Origin of the sequence: Prauserella alba, from assembly GCF_024171735.1 — a bacterium.
Lineage (GTDB): Bacteria > Actinomycetota > Actinomycetes > Mycobacteriales > Pseudonocardiaceae > Prauserella > Prauserella alba.
Genome location: NZ_JAMTCH010000003.1, coordinates 1,475,646 through 1,500,392, shown reverse-complemented (window position 1 = coordinate 1,500,392; position 24,747 = coordinate 1,475,646). Strand labels below are relative to the sequence as shown.

Sequence of the window (24,747 nt, the reverse complement as noted above, 5' to 3'; positions counted from 1 at the left end):
CGATGCGCTCACGCCGCCGCGACACGAGCCGCGCCGCCCTGGCTCTCCGGGGACTCGCCGTCGCGACCGCGCTCGTCGTGGGCGCCGGCGTGCTCATCGCCGCGGGCAACGACGCGCTGCGACCCGCGCCGCAGGTCACGGCCATGCTGCCGGCGTCGGCGGGGCCGGTGCGGGAGAACTCGGCGGTGCAGTACCACGGCGTGACCGTCGGCAGGCTGACGTCGGTCGACGGCGGGATCGACGGCGCCGCGTTGCGGCTGCGCATGGACGAGGAGATCCTCGGGCAGCTGCCGGCCAACGTGCGGGTGCGGATACTGCCGCGGACGCTGTTCGGCGACCAATACGTCGACCTCGCCGTACCGCAGGGCGCCGAGCCGACCGGATCCCTGGATGCGGGAACCACGCTCCGGCCCGACACCTCGCGGCGCACCGTGCGGCTGTACTCGGCCTACACCCGGCTCTACGACGTGATCACCGCCCTGCGACCCGCCGAGCTGCAGGTCGCGATGAGCACGCTGGCGGACACGGTCCGCGGCCGCGGCGAACGACTCGGCCGCATGATCGACGACGCCGACGCACTGCTCACCGAGACCTCGCCGCTGCTGGAGACGCTCGACGAGAACATGGACACGGTCGCGCGGCTGTCGTCGGACGCCGAGGCCGCCACCCCGGACCTCCTCGCGACCCTGGACAACGCGACCGCACTCTCCTCCGTGATCACCGACGAGCGGCGCTCACTCGGGGCGTTGCTGGGTTCCGGGATCGACCTCACCAACGCGGGCCGCCGCGTCGTGTCCGACCACGCGGAGCGGCTCGTGACCCTCGCCGAGGCCACCGGTCCGATCGCCGACGTGCTGGCCCGTAACCCGGGTGCCACCGGGGAGACGCTCGACGCGGCGCGGTTCTTCCTGCAGCGCGGTGCGCGCACGTTCACCACGGGCAATTTCAAGATCAACGCCGCGCTGACGCTCGACCAGCCTTTCCCGTACACCGCGGAGGACTGCCCGCGCTACCCGGGACTCGCGGGGCAGAACTGCGGGCAGGCTCCCTCGTCCCGGCATGACCGGACGTTCCCGCAGCCGCAACAGCGTTCCGGCAGGGAGAGCGACAGTGCCGGAGCCCCCGCCGGTTCCGACAACGGTCCCGCAATCGGTGGCACGAGCGGCCCCGTGGGCAGTGACCAGGAGCAGCGGTCACTCCAGCAGCTCGGTCGTCTGCTTCCCGCAGGCCCGGACGCCCGGACCGCACAGGACCCGGGGCTGCTCGGCCTGATGCTGGGACCACTGGTGCGGGGCGAAACGGTGGTGGTCCCGTGAGGCTCACCCCGATCGTCACCAAGCTGACGGCCTTCGTCACGGCGTGCGTGTTCGCGGCCGTTCTCGTGGTCAACACGCTCACCGACCCGCTGCCCGGCGACACCCGCACATACCACGCGGTGTTCACCGACGCCCACGGTCTCTACGCCGGATCGGACGTCACGATCGCGGGCGTACGTGTCGGCACGGTGCGGGAGCTGCGCCTCGACGGTGGCCGCGCGCACGTCACGTTCGATGTCTCCACGGACCAGCACGTCCCCGTGGGCGTGCGCGCCGCCATCCACTACGCCGACCTGCTCGGCTCGCGGCATCTCGCCCTGACGTCGCGTCCCGGGCAGTCGGGCGGCACCGGCGAACGGGCCCGCGACGCCGCGGACCTCGAACCCGGCGCGACGATCCCCGCCTCCCGCACCCGCCCGCCGCTCGACCTGACCGCCCTGTTCAACGGGTTCAAGCCGCTGTTCGAGGCGATCGAACCCGGCGAGGTGAACCGGCTGGCACGCACGATCGTCGCGGTGTTCCAGGGCGAGGGCCCTGCGATCGAATCACTGCTGTCCAATGTGGTCTCGCTGACATCGACGGTGAACGGCAAGGAACGGGTCCTCGACCGCCTGCTGCGGAACCTGAACTCGGTCCTCGGCACGATGAACGGCCACACCGAACAGTTCACAGCCCTCGTCGACGGCCTCAAGCGCCTGACCTCGTACGCGGCGCGGCACCGCGGTGACATCGCCACCGCGCTCGACAGCGGCACGAAGCTGGCGGGCTCGCTGAACACGCTGCTGGCGGGCATCACGCCGAACCTGTCGGAGGACATCACGGCACTGAAGACGGTGAGTTCCTCGCTGGTGGGCAACACGGGCCGATTCGACACGCTCATGGCGGAGGCTCCCGAGCTGCTCGACACCGTCGGCCGCGCGACCGACTACGGCTCGTGGGTCAACGTCTACGTCTGCGACCTGCGCGTGGACGTGACGGGCGATGCTCCCGTCAACCTCAGCCCCGGGCCGCATTCGAAGGTGTGCCGATGAGCAGGCTGCGCACCCTCGTGTCGGCCCTGACCCGACGCGGCCCCGTGTTCTCCGGCGTGGCCGGTGCCCTCGTGCTGGCACTGCTCGTCGCGTCGGCGGTGGCGATCCCGCAGTTGCGGTTCCACGCCGACACGGCGGAGTTCACCGCGGAGTTCGGCAACGCGGCCGGACTCGCGGCGGGCGATCAGGTCCACGTCGCGGGCGTGCCCGCGGGCAGGGTCGTCGCCGTCGACCTGGCGGGTAATCACGTCGACGTGCGGTTCCGGCTCGACGAGGTGCAGCCGCTCGGCAGCACCAGTTCCGCCTCGGTGAAACTGGCGACAGTGCTCGGCACCCGCTATCTGGCGGTGCAGCCCCGCGGCGCGGGCGAACTCGCCGACGCCACCATCCCGCGGCAGCGCACGTCCGTTCCCTACAGCCTCGGCGACCTGGCAGGCGACGCGCACGGCACCACGGAGAAGCTCGACACGGCACAGCTCCGCAGCATGATCTCCACGCTCTCCGACGCCGCACCGGACGGCGAGGTGCTGGGCGATGCGCTCCGGGGAATCCGCCGGGCGGCGCGGATCGTCGGCGACCGGGGCGAGCAGTTCCAGCAGCTTCTCGGGGGCATCCGCACGCTGACGTCCACTCTGGCCGGACAGCGCGGCCACCTGACGCAACTGCTCGGCGACGCCGAGCTCGTCGCGGGGACGCTGAGCAGGCGGCGCGAGACGATCCGCACGCTCGTGCGGGAGGTGGACACGCTCACCGCCGCGCTCGAGAAGGTCATCCGCGAGAACCAGCCGGCGTTCTCGCCGCTGCTGTCCGACCTGCATTCGATCACCACGACGCTGAAGCGGCACGACCGCACCATCTCCCGGTCGCTGGCGAAGCTCGGGCCGGTGAGCCGCTACGTCACCAACGCGACCGGCAACGGCCCGTGGGGCGACGTCTCGGGCCCGGACGGCCCGCTGCCGGACAACCTGCTGTGCGTGGCCGCGCTCGTGGAGGGATGCCGATGACCGAGCGGTCCACGGCTGCGCACCGGCCCCGCATGCTCGCGCGCCTCGTGACGATCGGGCTCGTCGTCGCGCTCGTCGCCGCGACGGGGTGGTACGTCCTGCTGCGCCCGGAGCCGCAGCTGCGCATCTCCGCCGATTTCGCCACGGCCGACGGCATCTTCCCCGGCAGCCGGGTCGCGCTGCTGGGAGTGCCGGTCGGACGGGTCGAACGTACGCAGCCCCGCGGCGACTCCGTGCGGGTCACGATGTCCCTGCCCGGCGACACCCGGCTTCCCGAGCGGGCGAACGCCTACATCATGAACCCCGCTGTCATCAGCGACCGGTTCGTGGAGCTCTCCCCCGCCCACACCGGCGGGGCGACGCTCGACGACGGTGCGGTCATCCCCGTGTCCCGCACCCACGCCCCGGTCACCTGGGACGAGCTGACCTCGTCGCTCGACACGATCCTGACGACGTTCGGTCCCGACGGCGAGGGACGCGGCGGACTCGGCGAGCTCGTGTCCACCGCCGCCGACTCGCTGGGCGGCAACGGCCGCGAGTTCCGGGCCGCGCTCGACAAACTCGCCGGGGCGACCGAGGTGGCCGCGGGCAGCACCGGAGACCTCGGCGCGGTACTGGACAATGTGGACACGCTGCTGTCGGTGCTGAAGAACCACCGCTCCACGATCAACGAGCTGACCACGACGGTGACGACCGCCTCGAAGGACTTCACCACCCACCAGCAGGCGATCACCCGCTCGATCGGCAGGCTCTCCTCCGCCCTCGGCACGCTGAACACGTTGCTGCGCAGGCACGGAAACCAGCTGCCCGGCGACGTCTCGCGGCTGACCCGGCTCTCGACCACGCTGGTGTCCCGCAAGGAGCAACTCGCCGAAACGCTCGACACGCTGCCGCTCGCGCTCGACAACTTCGACCGCGCCGTGTCCGACGACGACCGGCTGCGCATCCGGCTGAACCTGTCGACCAACCTCCGCCAGTTCGGCACCACCGCGAAGCTCTGCGAGCGGCTGCCGCTCCCGCTGTGCAGCGGCGCCGGCATCGTCAACCCGGTCGAGTTCCCCAACACGCTCGGGATCCTCGACCTACTGAGCGGGGGCCGCCGATGATCCGCCTGCGCCTGCGCACCCGCCGTGTCCTCGCCGTGGCCGCGCTACCGGCCGTCCTGCTGCCCGCCGCCGGTTGCAGCCTCAGCCTGCAGAACACCGCCACCCTGGGCGGGCCCTCCGAGACCTACCCCGTCACGGCGGTGTTCTCCGACGCGGCGAACCTGCCCGAGGGCGGGATCGTCCGCATCGGACAGGCCGAGATCGGCCGGGTGACGGCGATCCGAGCCGAGGACTTCCTCGCCCACGTCGACCTCGCGATCGACACGTCGGTCCGGCTGCCGGCGAACACCGGGGCGCGACTGGAACTCACGTCGGCACTCGGCGACCAGTTCGTCGTCCTCGAACCGCCCCGGTCCGGCAACGGCGACGACCGGGGACCGTCCGGAGCGCCGAGCCCGTCGGGCGCGCCGAGCCCGTCCACAGCAGACGCCCCGGCGAACACGCCGCCAGGCACACCGCGCGGACGGACACTCGCCGACGTCGCCCGCATTCCGATCGAACGGACCTCCCGCGGACCGGACGTCGAGGACACGCTGGCCGCGCTGGGCACGCTGCTCAACGGGTCAGGCCTGCAGCAGGCCCGCACGGTGGTGCGCGAGGTGAACACCGCGCTCGGCGGCCGGGAGGCGAAGGTCCGCCGCATCGTCGAACGACTCGACGACGTCCTCGGCAGGCTCGCCCGGCGCGGCGAGCAGATCAGCGGCGTCGTCGATTCGATGGACACCGTCGCCGCGACGCTGAGGAAAGGCACGCCGACGCTCGAGAAGGGCCTGACCGACATCCGGCCGGGATTGCAGACACTGCTGGACGAGCGCACCCGGTTCACCGCGCTGCTGCGCAACGTCGGATCCCTCGGCACGACGACGCGCAGCCTGATCGACAAGGCCGGTGGTGCGCTCACCCGGCAGCTCGACCGGCTTCGTCCCACGCTCCGCGAGCTGTCCGCACTGGACGAGAAGCTGGGGCCGACACTGCAGTCGCTGACCCGGTTCTCCCGGGCACTGCGCAGCGCGACACCCGGCGACTACCTGAACCTCGACGGCACGGTCAACGTGCCCGCCGGTGTCGCCGAGTTGCTCGACATCGACCTCTACGGCGAGAACTCGGGCCGTCCCGCCCCCGACCTCGGCGCCGCGGCCGGCGGGCCGGACGGCGCGGGCGACGGCGGCGGCGCCACCGGCGCGGGAGCTCCCACCCGGGATCCGAAGCCGGGTGGTCTCGACCGGCTGCTGCGAGGGGGTCTGCGATGAGCAGACTCGCCGTCGCCCAGCTGCTCGTGTTCGCGCTCGTGGCCGTGGCCTGCGGCTACTACGTCGCCGACCGCGTGTTCGGCGAGAAGACCACCGGCGATCCGATCACCGTGACCGTCGCCATGCCCGACACCGGCGGGCTGCGCGCCGGCTCACGGGTGACCTATCGCGGCGTCGGCGTCGGTGAGGTCTCGGACGTGCGGATCTCCCGCGACCGCGAGGGCGTCGAGGTGATCACCTCGCTGCACCCCGGCACGCGCATCCCCGCCGGCGCCGACGCCGTGGTCACCATGGAGAGCCCGATGGCGATCCTGCGCCTCGACTTCCGTCCCGACGACCGTTCCGGGCCGTACCTGGCGACCGGCGACACCGTCACTGCCGACAACACCCGCAGGCCGCTCCCCCTCGAAACGCTCCTCGGCGACGTCGTCCGCCTCGCCGACACCCTGCCGACCGAGGACCTCTCCGTGCTCGCCGAGTCGCTCGCCACCGGGCTGCGGAACGCCACCGGCGACCTCGACCGCATCCTCGACAACACCGACACGCTCCTGGAGTTCGGCAGGCAGCGCACCGACCAGCTCGAACGCATCCTCGACAACGGGCGGCTCGTCGCCGAGTCGAACGGGTCCCGGCTCCGGGAGCTCGCCTCCGCCATGCGCGGTCTCAGCGGCGGGCTCCGCGAGACCGCCCCCGCGCTGCGGACACTGGTCCACGATGTACCGGAACCCGCGCGGCGCGTCACGAAGCTCATCGAACGCACGGAGCCGTCGCTCGGCACACTGCTGGGCAACCTCGTCACGACGACTCGGCTCGTGGGGATGCGCGGCCCGGCGGTGGAGCAGCTCCTGCGCTCGGCGCCGAAGGCCTTCCGTTCCCTCGGCAGCGTCGTCGACGGCGACACCGCCAACTTCTATCTCGTCGGCACCCAGGGGCCGGTCTGCTACAACGACACCCGACGCCGGGCGCCGCAGCGCACCGAGCCGCGCGCACCGCAGTGGCAGTGGCACTGCACCCCCGGACAGGACCTGAGCCAACGCGGCGCGCAGAACGCTCCCCGGCCCGACGCGGGCACGCCCACCGCCTCCGGCTCGGCCGCGAATCCCGACCCCGGACCTCCGGCGGGCGACACGCACCGCACCTCCCCCGACGCCTCCTCCCCCGAGCCCGCCACGCGTGGGCGCGCGCCGTTCACGCTCGGCACAACCGGTGGCCAGGCCGCCGTGCTCGGGCCCCGTTCCTGGTCCTCGCTGTTGTTGCAAGGAGTTCACTGATGCGCCTTCCCGTACCGGCCGGCCGGAAACCGTCCCCTCGTCCCCGCTCCGGCGCCGGCGATCCGCCCGACGCCACCGAGGATGCCGACGGCGCCACACCCTCCACGGAGGACGCGGCGCACGCACCCGCCGTCCCGGCCACCGTCTCCGTGACGCCCGGTACCGAAACCGCCGTGGCCGAACCGGACCACGCGACCGCCGGGCCTCCCGACTCCGCCCGGTCCGACTCCGCCCGGTCCGCGTCCGACACCGGCGACGACGACACCGGCGACCACACTGGCGACGACACCGGCGGCGAGTCCGACGGGCGCACCGCGACCGTGGCCGCACTGTTGCGACCACGGCGGATCATCGCCGCCTTGCTCGTCCTCGCCGTCCTCGGCGGACTCGGCTTCGCCGCGAGCGCGTTCTTCGCCCAGCGCGCCGAGGACCAGGCACGGACCGAGGCGGTTGCGGCTGCGAAGCGCTATGCGGTCGACCTGTCGTCGTACGACCACCAGGACCTCGACGGCAACTTCCAGGCCGTGGAACGCAACGCCACCGGCGAATTCGGACGGCAGTACCGACAGGTGAGCGACAACCTGACGCAGCTGCTCGAACAACACCAGGCGACCTCGGAGGGCAACGTCGTCCGCGCCGGGATCGCCGAGGCGACCGCCGACCGTGCCGTCGTCCTGCTCTTCGTCGACCAGACGATCAGCAACACCAACACCGAACAGCCCCGCGTCGACCGCAACCGGATGGAGATGACCCTCCTCCGCCGGGACGACCGGTGGCTGGTCGACAACGTCACCCTGTTGTGAGAGGACCCCGCATGCTCACCGAATCCGATGTACGCACCCGCCTCGGCACCTGGACCGTGCCGACCCTGGTTCGCCGCAACGCCGAGCGGTTCGGCGACCGACCCGCCCTGTCCGGGGCCGGCGGCACCCACACGTGGGCGCAGGTGCGCGAGCAGGTCGCGGCCGTCGCCCACGGGTTGTCGGCAGCCGGGCTCGGCCGCGGCGACCGCATGCTCATCGACGTCTCCAGCCGCCCCGAGCACTGGATCGTCGACGTCGCCGCGGTGCACCTCGGCGCGCTGCCGTGCACGACCTACGCCACGCTGTCGACCGAGCAGATCCGGCACGTCGCCACGCACAGCGCGGCCACGGTGGTCGTGCTGGAAGGCGGCGCGCAGCTGCACCGGTGGCGGCCCGTGCTCGACGAACTGCCGAACCTGCGCGCGGTCGTCGTCCTCGACGCCGCCGCGCTCCCCGGCGGCGAATCGGTGTTCGTCTCCTACGACGAGCTCCACCGTGGCGGCGCGGACCTGCACCGGCGGGATCCGGACGCCGTCGAGCGGTGGGCGGACACGGCGCAGCAGCCCGACCCGGTGTGCATGATCTACACCTCCGGCACCACGGGCGCGCCGAAAGGCGTGGTGCTGAGCCACGAGAACGTGCTGTACCAGGCCGCGGCCCAGGAGCTGATCCGTCCGGTCGAGGACCATCCGCGGATGGTGGCGTATCTGCCGCTGGCGCACGTGGCCGAACGCGTACTGGGCATGTACCTGCTGCTGTTCTCTGCGGGCCACGCGACCGTGTGCCCGGACCAGGCGCAGCTGGTGGCGACGCTGAAGGACACCCGCCCGCACGGCTTCTTCGGGGTGCCACGGGTCTGGGAGAAGATCGCGGCCGGCATCCAGGGCATCCTCGGCGGTCTGCCCGAGCAGCAGCGCGCCGCGATCGAACAGGCCCGCGAGGTCGCCGCGACCGTGTACCGGATCCGGGCGGGCGGCGACGAGCCGCCTGCCGACGTGGCCGAGGCGTTCGACAGGGCCGACCGGACGGTGTTGCGGCCGCTGCGCGAACAGCTCGGTCTCGGCGACGCCGAGCGGCTGGGCAGCGGCGCGGCCCCGATCCCGGCGTCGGTACTGGAGTTCTTCGGCAGCCTCGGCATGACGATCATGGAGGTCTGGGGCCTGTCGGAGACGACCGGCGCCGCGACCTCGACCCTTCCGGCGCGGTATCGCGCGGGCACCGTCGGCCTGCCGATGCCGGGCATGGAGGTGCGCATCGCCGAGGACGGCGAGGTCGAGGTGCGCGGCCCGCTGGTGTTCCTCGGCTACCTCGGTGACGACGGCAGCATCCGGCCGGACACCGATTCCGACGGCTGGCTCGCGACCGGCGACATCGGCTCCTTCGACGACGACGGGTTCCTCACCATCACCGACCGCAAGAAGGAGCTCATCGTCACCTCCAGCGGTAAGAACGTCGCACCGAGCAAGGCCGAGGGCCTGCTGCGCACCCATCCACTGATCGGCTACGCCGCCGTCATCGGTGATCGGCGGCCGTACGTCACGGCGCTGGTGACGCTCGACGAGGAGGCCGCACCGGCGTGGGCGAAGACCCGCGGCATCGACACGGCCGATGTCGGCGAACTCGCCGGCCACCCCGAGGTGCTGGCCGCTGTCGCTGACGCCGTCGAGGCGGCCAACGCGCAGCTCGCCCGGCCCGAGCAGATCAAGGACCACCGCGTGCTGCCGCGGCCGTGGACACCGGAGAGCGGTGAGCTGACCCCCACGATGAAGCTGAAACGCCGGGTGATCGGCGAACGCCACGCCGCCGACATCGAATCCCTCTACGCCGACGGAAAGGTGACCGCCCCGTGACACTCTCGACGCTCACCCAGCAACAGCAGGACTTCGTCGACGCCGTCTCCGACTTCTGCCGCCGCGAGGTCACCGACGACGTCGCGCGGCCGCACGACGACGTCCTCTACCGCAAGATGGCCGACCTCGGCTGGCTCGGCGTCACGACACCCGAGGAGTACGGCGGCGCGGGCCTCGGCATGCGGGATCTGTTGCTGCTGCTGGAGACCAGCGCCTACGGCAAGGCTCCGACGGGCGGCTACGCGACGTCGGTGATCACCGCGGCCGCGTTCGAGAAGTTCGGCACGCCCGAACAGAAGCACACGGTGCTCGGCGATTTCGTGGCCGGCGACGTGCTGGCCATCTCGATGTCCGAGCCCGGCGCGGGATCCGACGTCGGCGGGCTGACCTGCCGCGCCGAGCCGGCCGGCGGCGGCTGGGTCGTGAACGGGCAGAAGACGTGGTGCTCGAACGCCCACATCGCGAAGCACATCCTGCTGGTCGCCCGCACCTCCTCCGAGGGCGGCAAACACGAGGGGCTGACCATGTTCCTCGTGCCCGCCGATGCGGACGGCCTCCAGATCCACGGCATCGAGACGATGGGCGGCCGCGAGGTCAACGACCTCTACTTCACCGACTGCCGGCTGCCCGCCGAGGCGGTCGTCGGGGTCGAGGGCAACGCGTGGCCGCAGTTGATGGCCGGGCTGAACATCGAGCGGATGATCCTCGCCGGGCTCATGCTCGGCACGGCGCGGCGGATCTTCGACGACACGGTCGCCTACGTGGCCGAGCGGGAGCAGTTCGGCCGTCCGGTCGGCTCGTTCCAGGCACTCAAGCACCGGGTGGCCGACCTCGCCACCGATCTCGAGGCGACCCGCCTGCTGGTGCACGACGCCGCAGCGCGGATGGACGCCGCCCCGGGCGAGCTCTTCCCCCGCGAGGCGTCGATGGCCAAGCTCAAGGCGACCGAGCTGGCCAAGACCATGGCGCTGGAAGGCATGCAGATGATGGGCGGCTACGGCTACGCCACGGAGTACGGCATGGAGGCGATGCTCCGCTCGACCGTCGTGTCGACCGTGTACGGCGGAACCAGTGAGATCCAGCGCGACATCATCGGCCGGTCCTACGGGTTGTGACGCGGGGTGGAGCGGTGGTGGTGCGGCGGGCCGCGCACGACCCCCGCACCACCGCCCGGATGACGCCTCGCCCGGTGGTGAGGTGACCGGACCGGTCACACCTCCCGGTGATCGCGCGGCGCGGCGGCGCCGAGCAGCGACAGCGGGTGGTCGTAGAGCTGCGCGAGCAGACCCGTGCACGCAGCCATCGCCTGCACGTTCCGCCCGAACCGGGTCACGGTGATCAGGTCCGTGCCCGGCAGTGTCGTCGCGGCGGCGAACTCTTCCCGCACCGTGTCGAGATAGGTCGGCGCCTCCGTGATCGCCTGCCCGCCGAGCACGACCAGCTCCGGGTTGACCAGGTCCCGGCTCATCGCGATCGCCCGGCCGAGCGCCCGCGCCCGTTCGGTGAGGATCTCGCGCGCCCTGCGGTCGGTCTCGGCGGCCGCGACCAGGTCGCTCAGTGCCGAACCGGTGATGATCCCCGCGCTCCGGGCACGCTCGACGACCGCACGCTCGGCCACCGTCGCCTCCAGGCAGCCCGTCCTCCCGCACCCGCAGGGCACGTCGCTGCCGACCGGCAGGTGGGCGATGCTGCCCGACTGGCCAGGGCCGCGGTGCAGCACGCCGTCCACCGCCACGGCCACTCCGGCCATCTCCCGGGCGTAGAAGTAGAGCGAACTGGCCGCACGTCCGGACACGCCGAACAGCAGCTCGGCGGTCGCCATGGCGGGCACGTGCCCGTCCAGGTGCACCGGCAGCCCGGTGACCTGTTCCAGCACCGCTCTCGCGGGCACTCCCCGCCAGCCCAGCGGGCCGTGGTCGAGCAGTCCGCGGTCGGCGTCGACCTGCCCTCCGATGGCCAGGCCGACCCCGATGATGTGGCGCTGTGGCCACTCGGCGAGGAACGTGCTCACCTCTTCGCCGACGGCGCGCAGCACGTCGGTGGCAGAGCCCTGCGGAGTCGCGATGCGCTCGCTGCCCAGCAGCTGCCCGGACAGGTTGGTCAGACCGTAGGTCGTGGTCACGATGCCGATGTGGATACCGCACGCGGCGATCACGTCGTCGTCGAGCCGCAGCGGCACCGTCGGCCTGCCGATGCCCCCGCCGGTCGCCATCTCGGGTGCCTCCCGCAGCAACGCCAGGTCCGTCAGCGCCGTGACCTGCCTGCTGACGGTCGGCATGCTCAACCCCGTCAACCGTGCGAGCTCGGCACGCGACAACGGTCCGTCGGTCCGCGCCGCGGCCAGCACCGCGGCCGCGTTCGACTCCCTCACCCCGCCCGCTCCGGGGATGTCCCGGACCGACGCCGGTAGCCGCCTCGCCACTGGTGACCTCACTTTCGCCTCGGTCGAAACCCTACGTGCCCACCGCCCATCTCACCGGATTTCCCATCCCCGGAACCACCCGGGTATTAATTTCGCCGTGTTGCAGAATTTCTTTTCACCAAGTTAGAAAAACAGTGTCCCCGGCCACATTCCACATACCAGGAGAACGGTGGACCGAGTCGCGATTTCCGTGCCAACATCGAATCCGACGCCGGGCGCAGCCGGATTCACCTGGGGACGACCGACACGGCCGGCCCCACTCCCTGCGGCCGATCGTCCGAAATCCGTTTCGCCGCGGGACCGGGACGCCGGCCTCCCGGCGACAGCGAACACACCCGATACGGGCAATTCCACCCAACCCAGGAATTGCCGCTCACCTTTCGATTCACCGAGGTCGGCATGCACACACTGCTCCTGTTCGGAATGGCCGGGTTCCTGGCCCAGTTGGTCGACGGCTCGCTCGGCATGGCGTTCGGCGTCACCGCGACGACGACGCTGCTGGTGGCCGGCACCACGCCTGCGGTCGCGTCGGCGGCCGTACACCTGGCCGAGGTCGGCACCACCCTGGCGTCCGGCCTGTCGCACTGGAAGATGCGCAACGTCGACTGGCGTGTCGTCGCCACACTGGCCCTGCCGGGCGCCGCCGGTGCGGTACTCGGCGCCTACGTGCTCACATCACTGGCCACGTCGTCGGCCGAGTTGTGGATCACGACGATCCTGCTGCTGCTCGGCCTCTACGTGCTGATCCGGTTCGCGTTCCTCGAGCTGGGTTCGCTGATCACTGCGAAGCGGCCCGGCGCGCGCTTCCTCGCCCCGTTGGGCGTCGTCGCCGGGTTCGTCGACGCCAGCGGCGGAGGCGGCTGGGGCCCGGTCGCGACCACGACCCTGCTGTCGTCCGGCAGGCTCGAACCGCGCAAGGTCGTGGGCTCGGTCGACACGTCCGAGTTCATCGTGGCGATCGCCGCGAGCGTGGGCTTCCTGTTCGCCCTGTCGCACACCGACGGCATGAACTACACGGTCGTCGCCGGGCTGATGATCGGCGGCATGATCGCCGCACCACTGGCGGCCTGGCTGGTGCGCGCACTTCCGCCGCGGATACTCGGCGCGGCGGCGGGCGGGCTCATCGTGTTCACCAACAGCCGCGCACTGCTCGCCTCGCTCGACGCATCGACGCCGGTGACCGTGGCGGTGCTGGCGGGCATCGGAGTGCTGTGGGCCGCCGGCCTCACCGCCGCGATCCGTTCGATCCGCGCGGAACGCCGCGTGAACGTCCTCGCCGGCGAGACCGACCCGGACGACACCGCGCGCCCCGAAACCACGACCGAACCCGGCACCGCGACCGAACCCGGCGTCGGCACGGCGACTCGGCCCGCGTCCGCCGACCCGGACCGGCAGGCCGAACGCACCTGACGGCCCGAGGCCCGCGGGCGGAACGCGCGCTCCCCGCTCCGCCCGCGGGCCCGTGCCGCAGCGGTCAGGACCGTCCGATCGCCTCGATGATCGCCGGGCGCAGCTGTTCCGGCCGGATGACCTCGTCGACCGAGCCGACCTCGACGGCGCGGGCGATGCTGTGGATGCCGTCGAACTCCGCGGCCACCTCGCCGAGCTTGTCGGCCCGCACCTCGGCTCGCACCTCGGCCAGCGTCGCGGCGGCCGCGGCACGGTCGCCGCCCTCCGCGGCAGCCGCGGCGCGCTGTGCCTCCTGCACACGCGGATCCGCTGCAGTGCGCGCGTCGACGTCCCCGGAGAACACCACCGCCGCGGCCGGAGCACCGCCGAGCACCGAGGCGTACGACCCGTCGACCGCCAGTACCGTCATGTTCGGGTTGAGCGCCTTGGAGAACACCACGAACGCGCCCCCGTGGTACCGCGAGATCACGCAGAACACGATCGGCCCGTCGAAGTTGACGATCGCCCTGCCGATCTCCGCGCCGTACTCCAGCTGGAGCTTGCGCATCGATTCGGGACTGCCGTCGAACCCGGACAGGTTCGCCAGCACCACGAGCGGCCGGTTGCCGCTGGTCGCGTTGATCGCGCGGGCGGCCTTCTTCGACGACCGGGGGAACAGCGTGCCCGCGGTGTAGGTGTCCGGCCCGTCGGTCGGCGGGAACCCGCGGCGGGGCACCGGCCGGGACTCGATGCCCAGCAGGCACACCGGACGCCCACCCAGGTGCACGTCCTGCACGACGGCGGTGTCCGCATCGGCCATGCCCGCCCAGCGTTCCAGCACCGGGTGGTCCTGATCGGACAGCGCTCGCATCACGGTGCGGATGTCGAACGGCTTCTTGCGGTCCGGGTTGGACTCGGCAGAGAAGATCTCCCCGACGGTGCTGAAGTCGCTGCCCGCCACGTGGTGCGGGAACCCGGACACGTCGCGGCCGACCGGGTCGGTCGTGCCCGCCGCCCGTGGCTCGGTCTCCCCCGCTGCCACGTACGTGTGGTCGTAGTGCCGCATCAGCACGTCGCGCGCCCCCGCCAGGTCGGCGGCCCAGTACTGCGCCTGCCCGTTCGGCCCCATCACGCGGTCGTAGCCGCCGATGCCGAAGTTGTCCTCGGCCGAGACGCCACCGGAGAAGTCCAGCGACTGCTTGCCGGTCAGCACCATCGCCGAATCCGGTGTCATCACCAGGATCCCCTTGGTGTGCATCAGCATCGTGGCCTCGGCGTTCCAGTACGGCTGGGCACCGACGTTGATCCCGGCCACCACGATGTTGATCTCGCCGCCCGCCTGGGTGAACTCCACGATGCGCTTCAGCGCCGCCGCGACCCAGTCCATGTTCTCGGTACCCGAGTCCATGGCGATGCGCGCACCCGCCGACAGGGCGAACCATTCGACCGGCACCTGCATCCGGTCGGCCAGGTCCAGCGCGGCGACCACGCGCGCACACTCCGGTTCGGACAGCGACCCCAGCGACTTCGTCGGATCGCCCAGCAGCACCACGCGGGCCATCCCGTCGGGATGCACCGCCGTCGGGGTGGTCACCACGCCCGCGACGATCCCCGCCGTGTTGTGGCCCTTCGGCCGGTCGACGGGAACGAGCACGCCCGCCTCGTCCAGATCGTGTTCGGTGAACGTCCCGTCGCGTCCGGCGAGCATCGCGGTGAGCTCGTACGGGTACACCGCGCCGCGGCGCCGGGCCCGCAGCACCTTCTGGCCGTAGTCGTCGAGCGGCCGGATGTCCTCGGACGGCGGGTCGACGACCTCGACCTTCACGCCGGAACCGACGTCGTAGCCGATCCGCACGGCGGTGTCGCGCAGTTCGCCGTGCTCCTCGTCCGACCGGCGGCCGATCAGGAGCACCTCCTCCAGGCCCGCGCCCGCAGTGGTCGGCAGCACGCGGCGTGCGATGGCGTCCACCTCGTCGAGCGTCAGCCGGTTGGGCGGCCACACGTACAGCAGCACCCGGTTGGTGTCGAGTCGCTTCTTGGCCGGACGGCCCGCCTGCTGCTGGCGGATCGCCGCCACACACGCGTCGAGCGTGTCCTCGACGTCCGGCAGCGCCAGGATCCGGCCGGAGTCCTCGTCCTTCAACGGCGTCAGATCGCGCACCTGCGCCATCGCCACGAGGCGTTCGTCGGCCTCGTTGCCCTTGGCCACCGCGCGGTAGAGGTAGACCTCCTCGTCGTCCGACGGCAACCGCGTCAGGTCGAAGTTGCGCCACCGCGGCAGCTGCAGCCGCTGCGCGATCATCGGGTGCAATCCGCGGATCACCCGGTCCTCGACCAGCCCGTCGGCCGTGGCCGTGAACGTGAAGTGGTGGTGCATGGCCGCTCCGGTGCGGCCCGCGACACTGGCCGTGACGCGCACCGTGCGGTCGGGCAGCGGAGCCGCCGCGAGCTCACTCCGGAGCCGCTCGGCCATCGCGTCGGCGTCGCCGGGCTGGTCGGCCCAGGTCACGTAGACGTCGGCCACCACGTCGGCCTGTCCGTCGCTCGGCCCGTCGCCGGCCAGTGTGGCGACGGCGCCGAGCGCGTCGCCGAACCGGGCCATGTCGGTCGCGGTGCTGACGAGCCGGTACCGCTCCGGATCGGAACCGCCGGGGCGGTACTCACCGGTGACGCAGTCGAACCCGGCGCTGCGGGCCGTGTCGATCCCGTGCAGCCGCCGGGAACCGTAGTACCGCCGGGCGAGCACCTCGAGCATCGGCCGCTGATCGGTGCCGGGACGCACCATGCGCTGGGCGAGCACCCGGACGAGCGGTTCCGGCGTCGCGACCATGGCGGCGATGCGTTCCTCCCGGTCGGCCGCGTCCGGTTGCGCGTCGAGATGCCGCAGGTGCTTGCGCACCGCGGTGTAGCTCTCGGCCCGGTTGCGCCGGTACATGGGCTGGCCGAACCACCGGAACACCAGGCTCCGCGCCAGGTCCGTGACCACCGGGAACCGCAGCTGGGTCGCCACGACGAGGTGCTCAAGCGCCTCCCCGACGGTCAGCCGCACGGACTCCGGCGGAGCCGGTTCGGTCAGCCACTGCTGCAGCACCGCCGTCACGACGGCGGCGTCGGCCGCGCCGCGCTGCTGCGCCAGGAAGATCCGGAAGACCGCCTCTTCCAGCTCCGGGGTGCGGTCGAGTTCGGCGACGCCGTAGTGCCCGAGCACGCGGGTCAGCTTGGCCAGGAACCCCTCGGACAGCCCGGCACGCTCGGTGTCGAGGCTCTGCAGGTACGTGTGGAAGTACTCGCGTGCACTATGGACATTCGCCTCGGCGTCGTCCTGCTCGGGCTGCCCGCCCGCGGCGGGCCGGTTGCGCGTCAGCTCGCACAGGTCCCCGAACACCCGCAGCAGCCCGGCCTCCTCGGCCAGCGGGCGGGTTCCGTCGTCGGCCAGCTGGACGCGGGCCTTCAGGTACCCGGCGGGCGCACCGGCGTCCTCGTCGGGGCCGATGTCGAAGCCGAGCAGCCGCCAGTGCAACCGGTCCAGACCACGGCCGACCTGCTCGGTCGCGGTTCCTTCCGGGGGCGCGGCGGGCAACTCGAGATCCACGCGCTGCACGGACTCGGCGGTCTCGGCTGGCTCGGCGGTGTCCTCGTCGGCCATCGGTTCGAGCCGCAACAGCGGCGCACCGGCCTCGACCTGGCTGCCGACCGACACCGGGCGCTGCACCAGCCTGCCGCGGAACGGCGCCCGCAGCACCGTCTCCATCTTCATGCTCTCCAGCACGAGCACCGGCGCGCCCGCCTCGACCTCGTCGCCCGGCTCGATCGGTGTGGCCACGACGAGAGCGGGGGCCGGTGAACGCAGCACACCGCCCTCGTCGCGGCTGACCCGGTGGGTCACGCCGTCGACCTCGACCAGGTGCACCGGCCCGTGCGTGCCGGTCACGAGCCGGTACCGGTGGCCGTGCACGGTGACCTGGCCGCTGCGGTCGTCGAATCGTTCGAGCGTCACGTCGAACGCCGGTGCCGTGCCCGCCCCGTCGATCTCGACGCGGAACCGCCGGGGCCCGGTGCGCGCGATGGTCACGCGATAGCCCGCACCCCGCAGCTTCAGGTCGATCGCCGTGGCACCGTCGTGCCGCACCTGGGGCCGCCCACCGTGAGCCGTGGCGAGCAGCCGCTGCCGCTCCGCCTGCTCGCCCTCCTCGTAGGCCTCGACGGCCGCCGCGGCCAGCGCGACCCCCGAGTGTCGGTGGGACGCGAGCCTGCCCTCCGCGCGCACCCGGTCGATCCAGCCCGTGTCGGCGCTGCCGTCGATCACCTCGGGCGCGTCCAGCAGGTCGAGCAGGAAGCTCTTGTTCGTGGCACCGCCGTCGATGAGCACGGTCGTGTCCCGGACGGCACGGCGCAGCCGGGCGAGCGCCTCGTCCCGGGTGCGGCCGTAGGTGATGATCTTCGCGATCATCGAGTCGAAGTCGGCGGGGATGTCGTCGCCGGCACCGACGCCGGTGTCGACGCGGACCCCGGGACCGCTCGGCAGATTCAGCAGGGAGATGTGCCCGGGAGCCGGCGCGAAGTCGCGGTCGGGGTCCTCGGCGTTGAGCCGCGCCTCGACGGCGTGCCCGGCCTCCTGCGGCTGCGGGCCGGTCAGCGCGCCGCCTTCGGCCACGTGCAGTTGCGCCTTGACCAGGTCGAACGACGTCGTCGCCTCGGTGATGGGGTGTTCGACCTGCAGGCGGGTGTTGACCTCGAGGAACGCCAGCAGCCGCTCACCGGGGTGGTACAGGAACTCGACGGTCGCCGCACCGCGGTATCCGACGGCCAGTGCGAGTCGTTCGGCCGAGGCCTTGAGGTCGGCCACCTGCTCGGCATCGAGCCGCACCGACGCCGACTCCTCGATCACCTTCTGGTTGCGGCGCTGCACCGAGCAGTCGCGCACGCCGAGCGCCCAGGCCGTGCCCTGGCCGTCGGCGATCACCTGCACCTCGACGTGCCGTGCCCCGGTGACGAGCCGCTCAAGGAACACCACGCCGCTGCCGAACGCACGCTCGGCCTCGGCGCTGGTCCGTTCGTAGGCTTCCGCCAGATCATCGGCGGTCTCGACCACCCGGATGCCACGTCCGCCGCCGCCCGCGGTCGCCTTCAGCATCAGTGGGTAGCCGATGCCGCCCGCGGCGTCGAGTGCGCCGTCGAGCCCGTCGACCGGACCACGGCTCCACGGCGCGACGGGCACGCCGACCTCCTCGGCGATCAGCTTGGCGCCGATCTTGTCGCCGAGTTTGCGCATCGCCTCCGGGGACGGGCCGACGAAGGCCACGCCGAGCCGTTCACACAGCTCCGCGAACGCCGGGTCCTCGGCCACGAAACCCCAGCCGACCCAGGCCGCGTCCGCTCCCGAACCGGTCAGCGCGCGCTCCAGCACCGCCATGTCCAGGTAGGGCCGGTCGGCGGCGTTGCCCAGTTCCCAGGCGTGATCCGCTTCCCGCACGAACGTGGCGCCGCGGTCGACGTCGGTGTGGAAAGCGATCGTCTCGCGACGACCCCCGTCCTCGGCGTTGAGTTCGCGCACGGCACGGATGAGCCGCATCGCGGCCTCACCTCTGTTGACGATGGCGATGCGGGTGAACAACCTGGGCAAACCTCACAACCTGCTGTCACGTCCCGGGCGGTGACTCCGGGCTTTCGCGTTCGGGTTCTTCGCGTTCGGACGGCAGTGTCCGCGACACGCGCGCGGACACGGGCGAACCGGGTCCCGGCACACGTCCGTCCGCGCTTCCACAGCTTCCCCGGACGGGCGCCGGCTCCGGAATGATCGCAGCCGCCACGTCGCACCGGGGCGGTTTGTAGAGAACCACCAAAAATCGACGCGGTGGGACGCGGGCGGTACGAGCGTGGGCAGCCATCACGGTCGCCGCCGCGACCGGCCCGCCACCGCCGCCGAACGCGCCGACGGCCGGCCGCATTCCGCCGCGCGGGAGGCCGGTGCGGGTCAGGCCAGGAGGCCGTGGCCGGTCAGGTGGGCGACGAGCAGTTCGCCGATGTGCTCGATGTGCCCCGTCATCGCGCGGCGGGCGGCCTCCGGGTCCCTGGCGCGCAGCGCCGCCAGGATCGCCGAGTGGTCCCGGGCCGACGCCGACGGCCAGCCTTCGATCGTGCCGAAGAACCGCAGCGGCACGTAGTTGACGGTCAGGTTCAGCAGCGAGGCCATCCGCGCCGACCCCGAGGCCTTGTTGACCGTCCGGTGGATCTCGTGGTTCAGACTGTCGACCAGGTCGGTGTCGCCCGCCCGCTCGGCGTCGGCGAGCTCGTCCTGGACCGAGCACAGGCGGGCGATCTCGGCGTCGTCGAGGTGCTCGGCGGCGCGGGCAGCCAGTTCTCCGGCGATGTAGGCCTGTACCTGGAACAGGTCGCGTACGTCCCGGCCGGTGAGCGCCACCACGCGGTAGCCACGCCGCGGCTCCCACCGCACCGAGCCTTCACTGTGCAGGATCATGAGCGCCTCGCGGACCGGCGTCTGGCTGACGCCGAGCTGCGCCGCGAGGTGCTCGGTGCGAACGAACTCCCCCGGCGGGAACTCGCCGACCATGATGCCCTCGCGCACGTACGCGGCGACGCGCTCGCTCAGCTGCTGCTTGTCACCGAACGGGCCGGGCCGGGCAGGCACCGCCCGGCCGTGGAGCGCCGCTTCTGCGTTGTCGGTCACCGTTCGATTCTAGGCGGGACCGTGATCACCTCCGTCCGCGCCGGCGGACGGTGCTGCCCGCCGCGCCGGCAGTCCGTGGCGGACCGGGTGATGCGTCCCACACGGTCGACCACTGCGGCAGGATTCTATAGAATACACCCACCGTGGGAGGCGCCGGCCGACGGACACAGGCCGACGGAGCAGGCACAGCGCAACGGAGGTGCGCCGAGCGCCCGCCGTGCCGCCCGCGTCGACCGTTCGCCGACCGCGGGAGGTGGTGCCGCGCGACCGGCGTGCGGATCGGCCGTGGACCCGCGTCGGCGCACCTGCGCCGGTCACACCGGCCGCCCGCAACCGTCGACACGATCAGCAGGAGTGACATGGATCCGAACGGAACGGCGACGCCGCACGGCGCTACAGGGACGGGCGGCGCCGCAGGGACGGGCAGCACCGCGAAGACCGGCACCACCATGGACCCGAACGGCACCGCGGACCTGCGGGATCACCTCGACGGCTGGAACCCGCCGCCGGTCGGCGACGCCGGGATCGTCGCGGCGGAACCCGTGGCGGCGTTGTCGGCCCTGTTCGACCGGCCGGCGGCCGCGGTAGCCGGCGACCCGCTCCCCCCGCTGTGGCACTGGCTCCACCTGCTCGACTGGCCCGAGCAGCACCGGCTCGGGCCGGACGGGCATCCGCTCACCGGGCCGTTCCTGCCGCCCGTCCCGGACCGCAGGCGGATGTTCGCGGGCGGGCGGGTGCGGTCTCCCCGCCCCCTCGTCGTCGGGAACGCCGTCGAACGCACGTCGTCGATGACCGAATGCACCGTCAAGGACGGCCGCAGCGGTCAGCTCGCGTTCGTGACCGTCCGGAGCGACTGGTACCAGGACGGCGAACTGTGTGTCACCGACGAGCTGGACTACGTGTACCGCTCCGGCGACGAGGGACCGCGCACCTTCGACGTGCCTGGCGATCCACCGCCGGACGCCGAGGAGCCGTGGCGACTGGTCCCGGACACCTCGGAGGTGGCGCTGTTCCGGTTCAGCGCGCTGACGGCCAACGCGCACCGCATCCACTACGACGCGCCCTACGCCAGGAACGTCGAGGGCTATCCGGGGCTGGTCGTCCACGGGCCGCTGCTCGTGCTGCTGATGCTGGAGGCCGTCGGGCGCGCCGATTCCCGGCCGGTGACCGAGGTGCGGTTCCGGCTGCGGCGCCCGGTCTTCAGCGGCATGCCGATCCTCGTCCGCGGCGGCCCGGACGAGACCGGCGGGGCGGCCATGACCGTCGCGAGCGCCGCCGACGACCGGCACGCGACCGCGGACGTGCGGTTCCGCGGCTGACCGGCAACCGCCGGGCAACGAGACGACATCTTCGGAGAGGAAGCCGGTAGTGACGACCGAAGCCGACCTGGATACGGCCGAACAGGCCATTGTGGAGACCGTGCGTGACTTCGTCGATCGCGACGTGCGTCCGGTGGTGCGGCAACTGGAACACGACAACACCTACCCCGAGGCGCTCATCGAGCAGATGAAGCAGCTCGGGATCTTCGGCCTGGCCGTGCCGGAGCCCTACGGGGACGTACAGGTCTCGGCGCCGTGCTATGCGCTCGTGACCGAGGAGCTCGCCCGTGGGTGGATGAGCCTCGCCGGTGCGATGGGCGGGCACACGGTCGTCGCGAAGCTGCTGTCGGCCTACGGCACCGAGGAGCAGAAGCAGCGGTACCTGCCGCGGATGGCGACCGGCGAGCTGCGCGCGACGATGGCGCTCACCGAGCCCGGCGGCGGGTCGGACCTGCAGGCGATGCGGACGGTCGCCGCACCCGCCGACGGTAATGGGGACTCCTCAGCCGGTTACGTACTCAACGGTGCGAAGACCTGGATCAGCAACGCCCGCCGCGCCGGGCTGGTGGCCGTGCTGTGCAAGACCGATCCGGCTGCCGAACCGGCCCATCGCGGCATCAGCGTGCTGCTGGTGGAGAAGGACACACCGGGTTTCTCGGTCTCCCGTGACCTGCCGAAACTCGGGTACAAGGGCGTCGAGAGCTGCGAGCTCACGTTCGACGACTGCCGGGTGCCCTGCGATGCGCTGCTCGGCGGGGTCGAAGGCAAGGGATTCGGGCAGATGATGCGGGGGCTCGAGGTCGGCCGCATCCAGGTCGCCGCCCGGGCCACCGGCGTCGCGCGCGCGGCGTTCGACGACGCGCTCCGCTATGCGCAGGAACGTGAGTCGTTCGGTGTTCCGATCTGGCAGCACCAGTCGGTCGGCAACCACCTCGCGGAGATGGGCACCAAGCTCACCGCGGCGCGGCAGCTGCTGCTGCACGCGGCGCGGCGCTACGACTCGGGACAGCGCGCGGACATGGAGGCCGGCATGGCCAAACTGTTCTGCTCCGAGACGGCGATGGAGATCGCCCTGAACGCGGTGCGGGTGCACGGTGGGTACGGCTATTCGACCGAGTTCGACGTCGAACGCTACTTCCGGGACGCACCGTTGATGATCGTCGGCGAGGGCACGAACGAGATCCAGCGGAACGTGATCGTCTCCCAGCTGGTGGCCCGCGACGGGCTCTGACCGCCCGCGGCCCGGGTCGGCGCCGCCGCGCAGGGCGGCGCCGACCCGGACGTCGCGGGCATGCCGTCAGCGCGGGGCCATGCGGATCGCGCCGTCGAGCCGGATGGTCTCCCCGTTGAGCATCGGATTCTCGACGATGTGCCGCGCCAGCGAGCCGTACTCGGCCGGGTCGCCCAGCCGTGAGGGGTGCGGCACCTGCTCGCCGAGCGACTTGACGGCGTCCTCGGGCAGGCCCGCGAACAGTGGGGTCTCGAACAGGCCCGGCGCGATCGTGACCACGCGGATCTTCAGGCTCGCCAGGTCCCGGGCGATCGGCAGGGTCATGCCGACGATGCCGCCCTTCGACGCCGAGTACGCGGCCTGGCCGACCTGGCCGTCGTAGGCGGCCACCGACGCGGTGTTGACGATGACGCCGCGCTCCTCGCCGACCTCCTCGGTCTGCGACATACGCTCGGCGGCGAGCCGGATGACGTTGAACGTGCCGATGAGGTTGATGTTCACGACCTTGGTGAAGTCGGCGAGCGGGAACGCGCCCTTCTTCGACACGGTCTTGACCGCGTTGCCGATCCCCGCGCAGTTGACCGTGATCCGCAGCGGGCCGAGGTTCGCGGCGGCGTCGACGGCTGCTGCGACGTCGTCCTCCTTCGTCACGTCGCCCGGGGCGAACACGACGTTCTCGCCCAGCTGCTGGGCGACGGTCTCGCCGTCCGACGACGGCAGGTCGAGGATCACGATCTTCGCGCCCTGCCCGTGCAGCTCGCGCACGGTGGCGAGTCCGAGACCGGACGCTCCGCCGGTGACCAGTGCGACCGATCCTGCGATGTCCATGCGTTCTTCTCCTCCGGTGTACGACGATGTACAGGCTTGTGCCCGGGCAGCAGCGCCCGGGGCGTTGCCCGGCGGCGCCGGGTTCGCGTGTCTCGGGTTGTCGTGCCTCAGTGCACCAGCCCGGCGAGCCGGTCGTTGATCAGCTCGTCGGCGCCGCCCGCGATGCGCGAGACGAGGTCGGCGACCGTCGGGATGTCCTGGATGAGGCCCTGCACCAGGCCGGCCGACCAGATGCCGCCGTCGGTGTCACCCTCCTCCAGTACCCGGGTGCGGCCGCGGTTGCCGGCGACGAGGTCCCGCACGTCCTCGAACGCGCCCCCGTCGTCCAGAATGGACACGACTTCGCGGCTGACGCTGTTGCTCGCGACCCGCGCGGTGTTGCGCAGCGGACGGAAGATCAGCTCGGTGTCGCGCTCGCTGTGGTCGACCATGGCCTGTTTGACGTTCTGGTGCACCGGCGCTTCCCTGGTGGCGACGAAACGCGTGCCCATGTTGATGCCGTCGGCACCGAGTGCGAGCGCCGCGACCAGCCCTCGGGCGTCGCCGAACCCGCCGGAGGCCACCATCGGGATGGTGACCTTGTCGGCGGCCGCGGGGATCAGCACCAGTCCCGGGATGTCGTCCTCACCGGGATGGCCCGCGCATTCGAACCCGTCGATGGAGATGCCGTCGACGCCCAGCTCCTGAGCCTTCACGGCGTGGCGCACGCTCGTGCACTTGTGCAGCACCTTCACCCCGCCGCCCTGGAACGTCGGCAGGTGCTCGGCGGGGTTGAACCCGGCGGTCTCGACCACGGGAATGCCGGATTCGACGATCACGTCGCGGTACTCGGCGTACGGCGGCGGGTTGATCGACGGCAGGATCGTCAGGTTCACCCCGAACGACCTGTCGGTCATCTCTCGGCAGCGTGCGATCTCCTTGGCCAGATCCTCGGGGGTCGGCTGCGTCAGCGCCGTGAGGAAGCCGAGTGCTCCTGCGTTGGCCACGGCCGAGACCAGTTCGGCCGTGCCGACCCACTGCATCCCGCCCTGCACGATCGGATGGTCGACGCCGAACACGTCGCAGAATCGCGTGCGAACCATTGCGTTTCCTTTCGCAGGACGTCGGGAGCCGTCGAAGCTCCGCCAACAACACCGGCGGCACCGGAGATAGCACCGTCGCCGACCAGGAAAGCGTGCGCTTACCTCGCAGCGTAACCATGGGGGCGCCACGTCACTCGTGACGTACGTCTCCCCATCC

17 protein-coding genes are annotated in these 24,747 nt (G+C 71.9%); 12 read left to right on the top strand and 5 right to left on the bottom strand.

Annotation, left to right across the window (positions count from 1 at the left end):
• Window positions 1-2: 2 nt before the first annotated feature.
• The 9 genes from LY12_RS06825 to LY12_RS06785 are packed head-to-tail and all read left to right on the top strand — an operon-like array spanning window position 3 to window position 10,746.
• Window positions 3-1,316 carry an MCE family protein gene (locus LY12_RS06825; RefSeq protein ID WP_253854964.1) on the top strand — a complete coding sequence of 438 codons (1,314 nt, stop codon included), beginning with the start codon at window positions 3-5 and terminating at the stop codon, window positions 1,314-1,316.
• Window positions 1,313-2,347, top strand: a complete 1,035-nt coding sequence (locus LY12_RS06820; RefSeq protein ID WP_253854070.1) for an MCE family protein — start codon at window positions 1,313-1,315, stop codon at window positions 2,345-2,347. Before LY12_RS06825 ends, LY12_RS06820 begins: the two co-directional genes overlap by 4 nt.
• Window positions 2,344-3,351, top strand: coding sequence for an MCE family protein (locus LY12_RS06815; RefSeq protein ID WP_253854069.1), 1,008 nt, complete (start codon window positions 2,344-2,346; stop codon window positions 3,349-3,351). Before LY12_RS06820 ends, LY12_RS06815 begins: the two co-directional genes overlap by 4 nt.
• On the top strand, window positions 3,348-4,457 hold the full coding sequence (locus LY12_RS06810; protein WP_253854068.1) for an MCE family protein: 1,110 nt from the start codon (window positions 3,348-3,350) through the stop codon (window positions 4,455-4,457). Before LY12_RS06815 ends, LY12_RS06810 begins: the two co-directional genes overlap by 4 nt.
• The gene (locus tag LY12_RS06805) at window positions 4,454-5,707 is read left to right on the top strand and encodes an MCE family protein (RefSeq protein ID WP_253854066.1); all 1,254 of its coding nucleotides are present in this window, start codon (window positions 4,454-4,456) and stop codon (window positions 5,705-5,707) included. Before LY12_RS06810 ends, LY12_RS06805 begins: the two co-directional genes overlap by 4 nt.
• Entirely contained in the window at window positions 5,704-6,978 is a 1,275-nt protein-coding gene (locus tag LY12_RS06800; protein WP_253854064.1) for an MCE family protein, read from the top strand. Before LY12_RS06805 ends, LY12_RS06800 begins: the two co-directional genes overlap by 4 nt.
• Complete coding sequence (locus LY12_RS06795) at window positions 6,978-7,781, top strand: Rv1363c family protein (RefSeq protein WP_253854061.1); 804 nt, start codon at window positions 6,978-6,980, stop codon at window positions 7,779-7,781. The genes LY12_RS06800 and LY12_RS06795 overlap by 1 nt, the downstream gene beginning before the upstream one ends.
• Before the next feature lie 11 nt (window positions 7,782-7,792).
• On the top strand, window positions 7,793-9,631 hold the full coding sequence (locus tag LY12_RS06790) for an AMP-dependent synthetase/ligase (RefSeq protein WP_253854059.1): 1,839 nt from the start codon (window positions 7,793-7,795) through the stop codon (window positions 9,629-9,631).
• A complete protein-coding gene (locus LY12_RS06785) occupies window positions 9,628-10,746 on the top strand; it encodes an acyl-CoA dehydrogenase family protein (protein WP_253854057.1) in 1,119 nt (372 codons plus the stop codon). The genes LY12_RS06790 and LY12_RS06785 overlap by 4 nt, the downstream gene beginning before the upstream one ends.
• 95 nt (window positions 10,747-10,841) lie before the next feature.
• Here LY12_RS06785 and LY12_RS06780 read toward each other — a convergent pair whose 3' ends face one another.
• Window positions 10,842-12,053, bottom strand: coding sequence for an ROK family transcriptional regulator (locus tag LY12_RS06780; RefSeq protein ID WP_372493480.1), 1,212 nt, complete (start codon window positions 12,051-12,053; stop codon window positions 10,842-10,844).
• Window positions 12,054-12,452: 399 nt separating this feature from the next.
• Here LY12_RS06780 and LY12_RS06775 point away from each other — a divergent pair, with 399 nt between their 5' ends.
• Window positions 12,453-13,463 carry a sulfite exporter TauE/SafE family protein gene (locus LY12_RS06775; protein WP_253854053.1) on the top strand — a complete coding sequence of 337 codons (1,011 nt, stop codon included), beginning with the start codon at window positions 12,453-12,455 and terminating at the stop codon, window positions 13,461-13,463.
• 64 nt (window positions 13,464-13,527) lie between these two features.
• Here the strand turns inward: LY12_RS06775 and LY12_RS06770 are convergent, their stop codons facing one another.
• On the bottom strand, window positions 13,528-19,056 hold the full coding sequence (locus LY12_RS06770) for an ATP-binding protein (protein WP_253854962.1): 5,529 nt from the start codon (window positions 19,054-19,056) through the stop codon (window positions 13,528-13,530).
• Between the two features lie 360 nt (window positions 19,057-19,416).
• Window positions 19,417-20,130 carry a GntR family transcriptional regulator gene (locus LY12_RS06765; protein WP_253854051.1) on the bottom strand — a complete coding sequence of 238 codons (714 nt, stop codon included), beginning with the start codon at window positions 20,128-20,130 and terminating at the stop codon, window positions 19,417-19,419.
• Window positions 20,131-20,489: 359 nt separating this feature from the next.
• On the opposite strand from LY12_RS06765, the gene LY12_RS06760 reads away from it, so the two are divergent.
• Together LY12_RS06760 and LY12_RS06755 are read left to right on the top strand one after the other, a co-directional pair.
• Entirely contained in the window at window positions 20,490-21,449 is a 960-nt protein-coding gene (locus LY12_RS06760) for an HTD2 family dehydratase (protein ID WP_253854049.1), read from the top strand.
• A gap of 49 nt (window positions 21,450-21,498) precedes the next feature.
• The gene (locus tag LY12_RS06755; RefSeq protein ID WP_253854047.1) at window positions 21,499-22,680 is read left to right on the top strand and encodes an acyl-CoA dehydrogenase family protein; all 1,182 of its coding nucleotides are present in this window, start codon (window positions 21,499-21,501) and stop codon (window positions 22,678-22,680) included.
• A gap of 66 nt (window positions 22,681-22,746) precedes the next feature.
• Here LY12_RS06755 and LY12_RS06750 read toward each other — a convergent pair whose 3' ends face one another.
• Together LY12_RS06750 and LY12_RS06745 are read right to left on the bottom strand one after the other, a co-directional pair.
• Window positions 22,747-23,508, bottom strand: a complete 762-nt coding sequence (locus tag LY12_RS06750; protein ID WP_253854045.1) for a 3-hydroxyacyl-CoA dehydrogenase — start codon at window positions 23,506-23,508, stop codon at window positions 22,747-22,749.
• Between the two features lie 107 nt (window positions 23,509-23,615).
• Complete coding sequence (locus tag LY12_RS06745; protein ID WP_253854042.1) at window positions 23,616-24,590, bottom strand: NAD(P)H-dependent flavin oxidoreductase; 975 nt, start codon at window positions 24,588-24,590, stop codon at window positions 23,616-23,618.
• Between the last annotated feature and the right edge of the window lie 157 nt (window positions 24,591-24,747).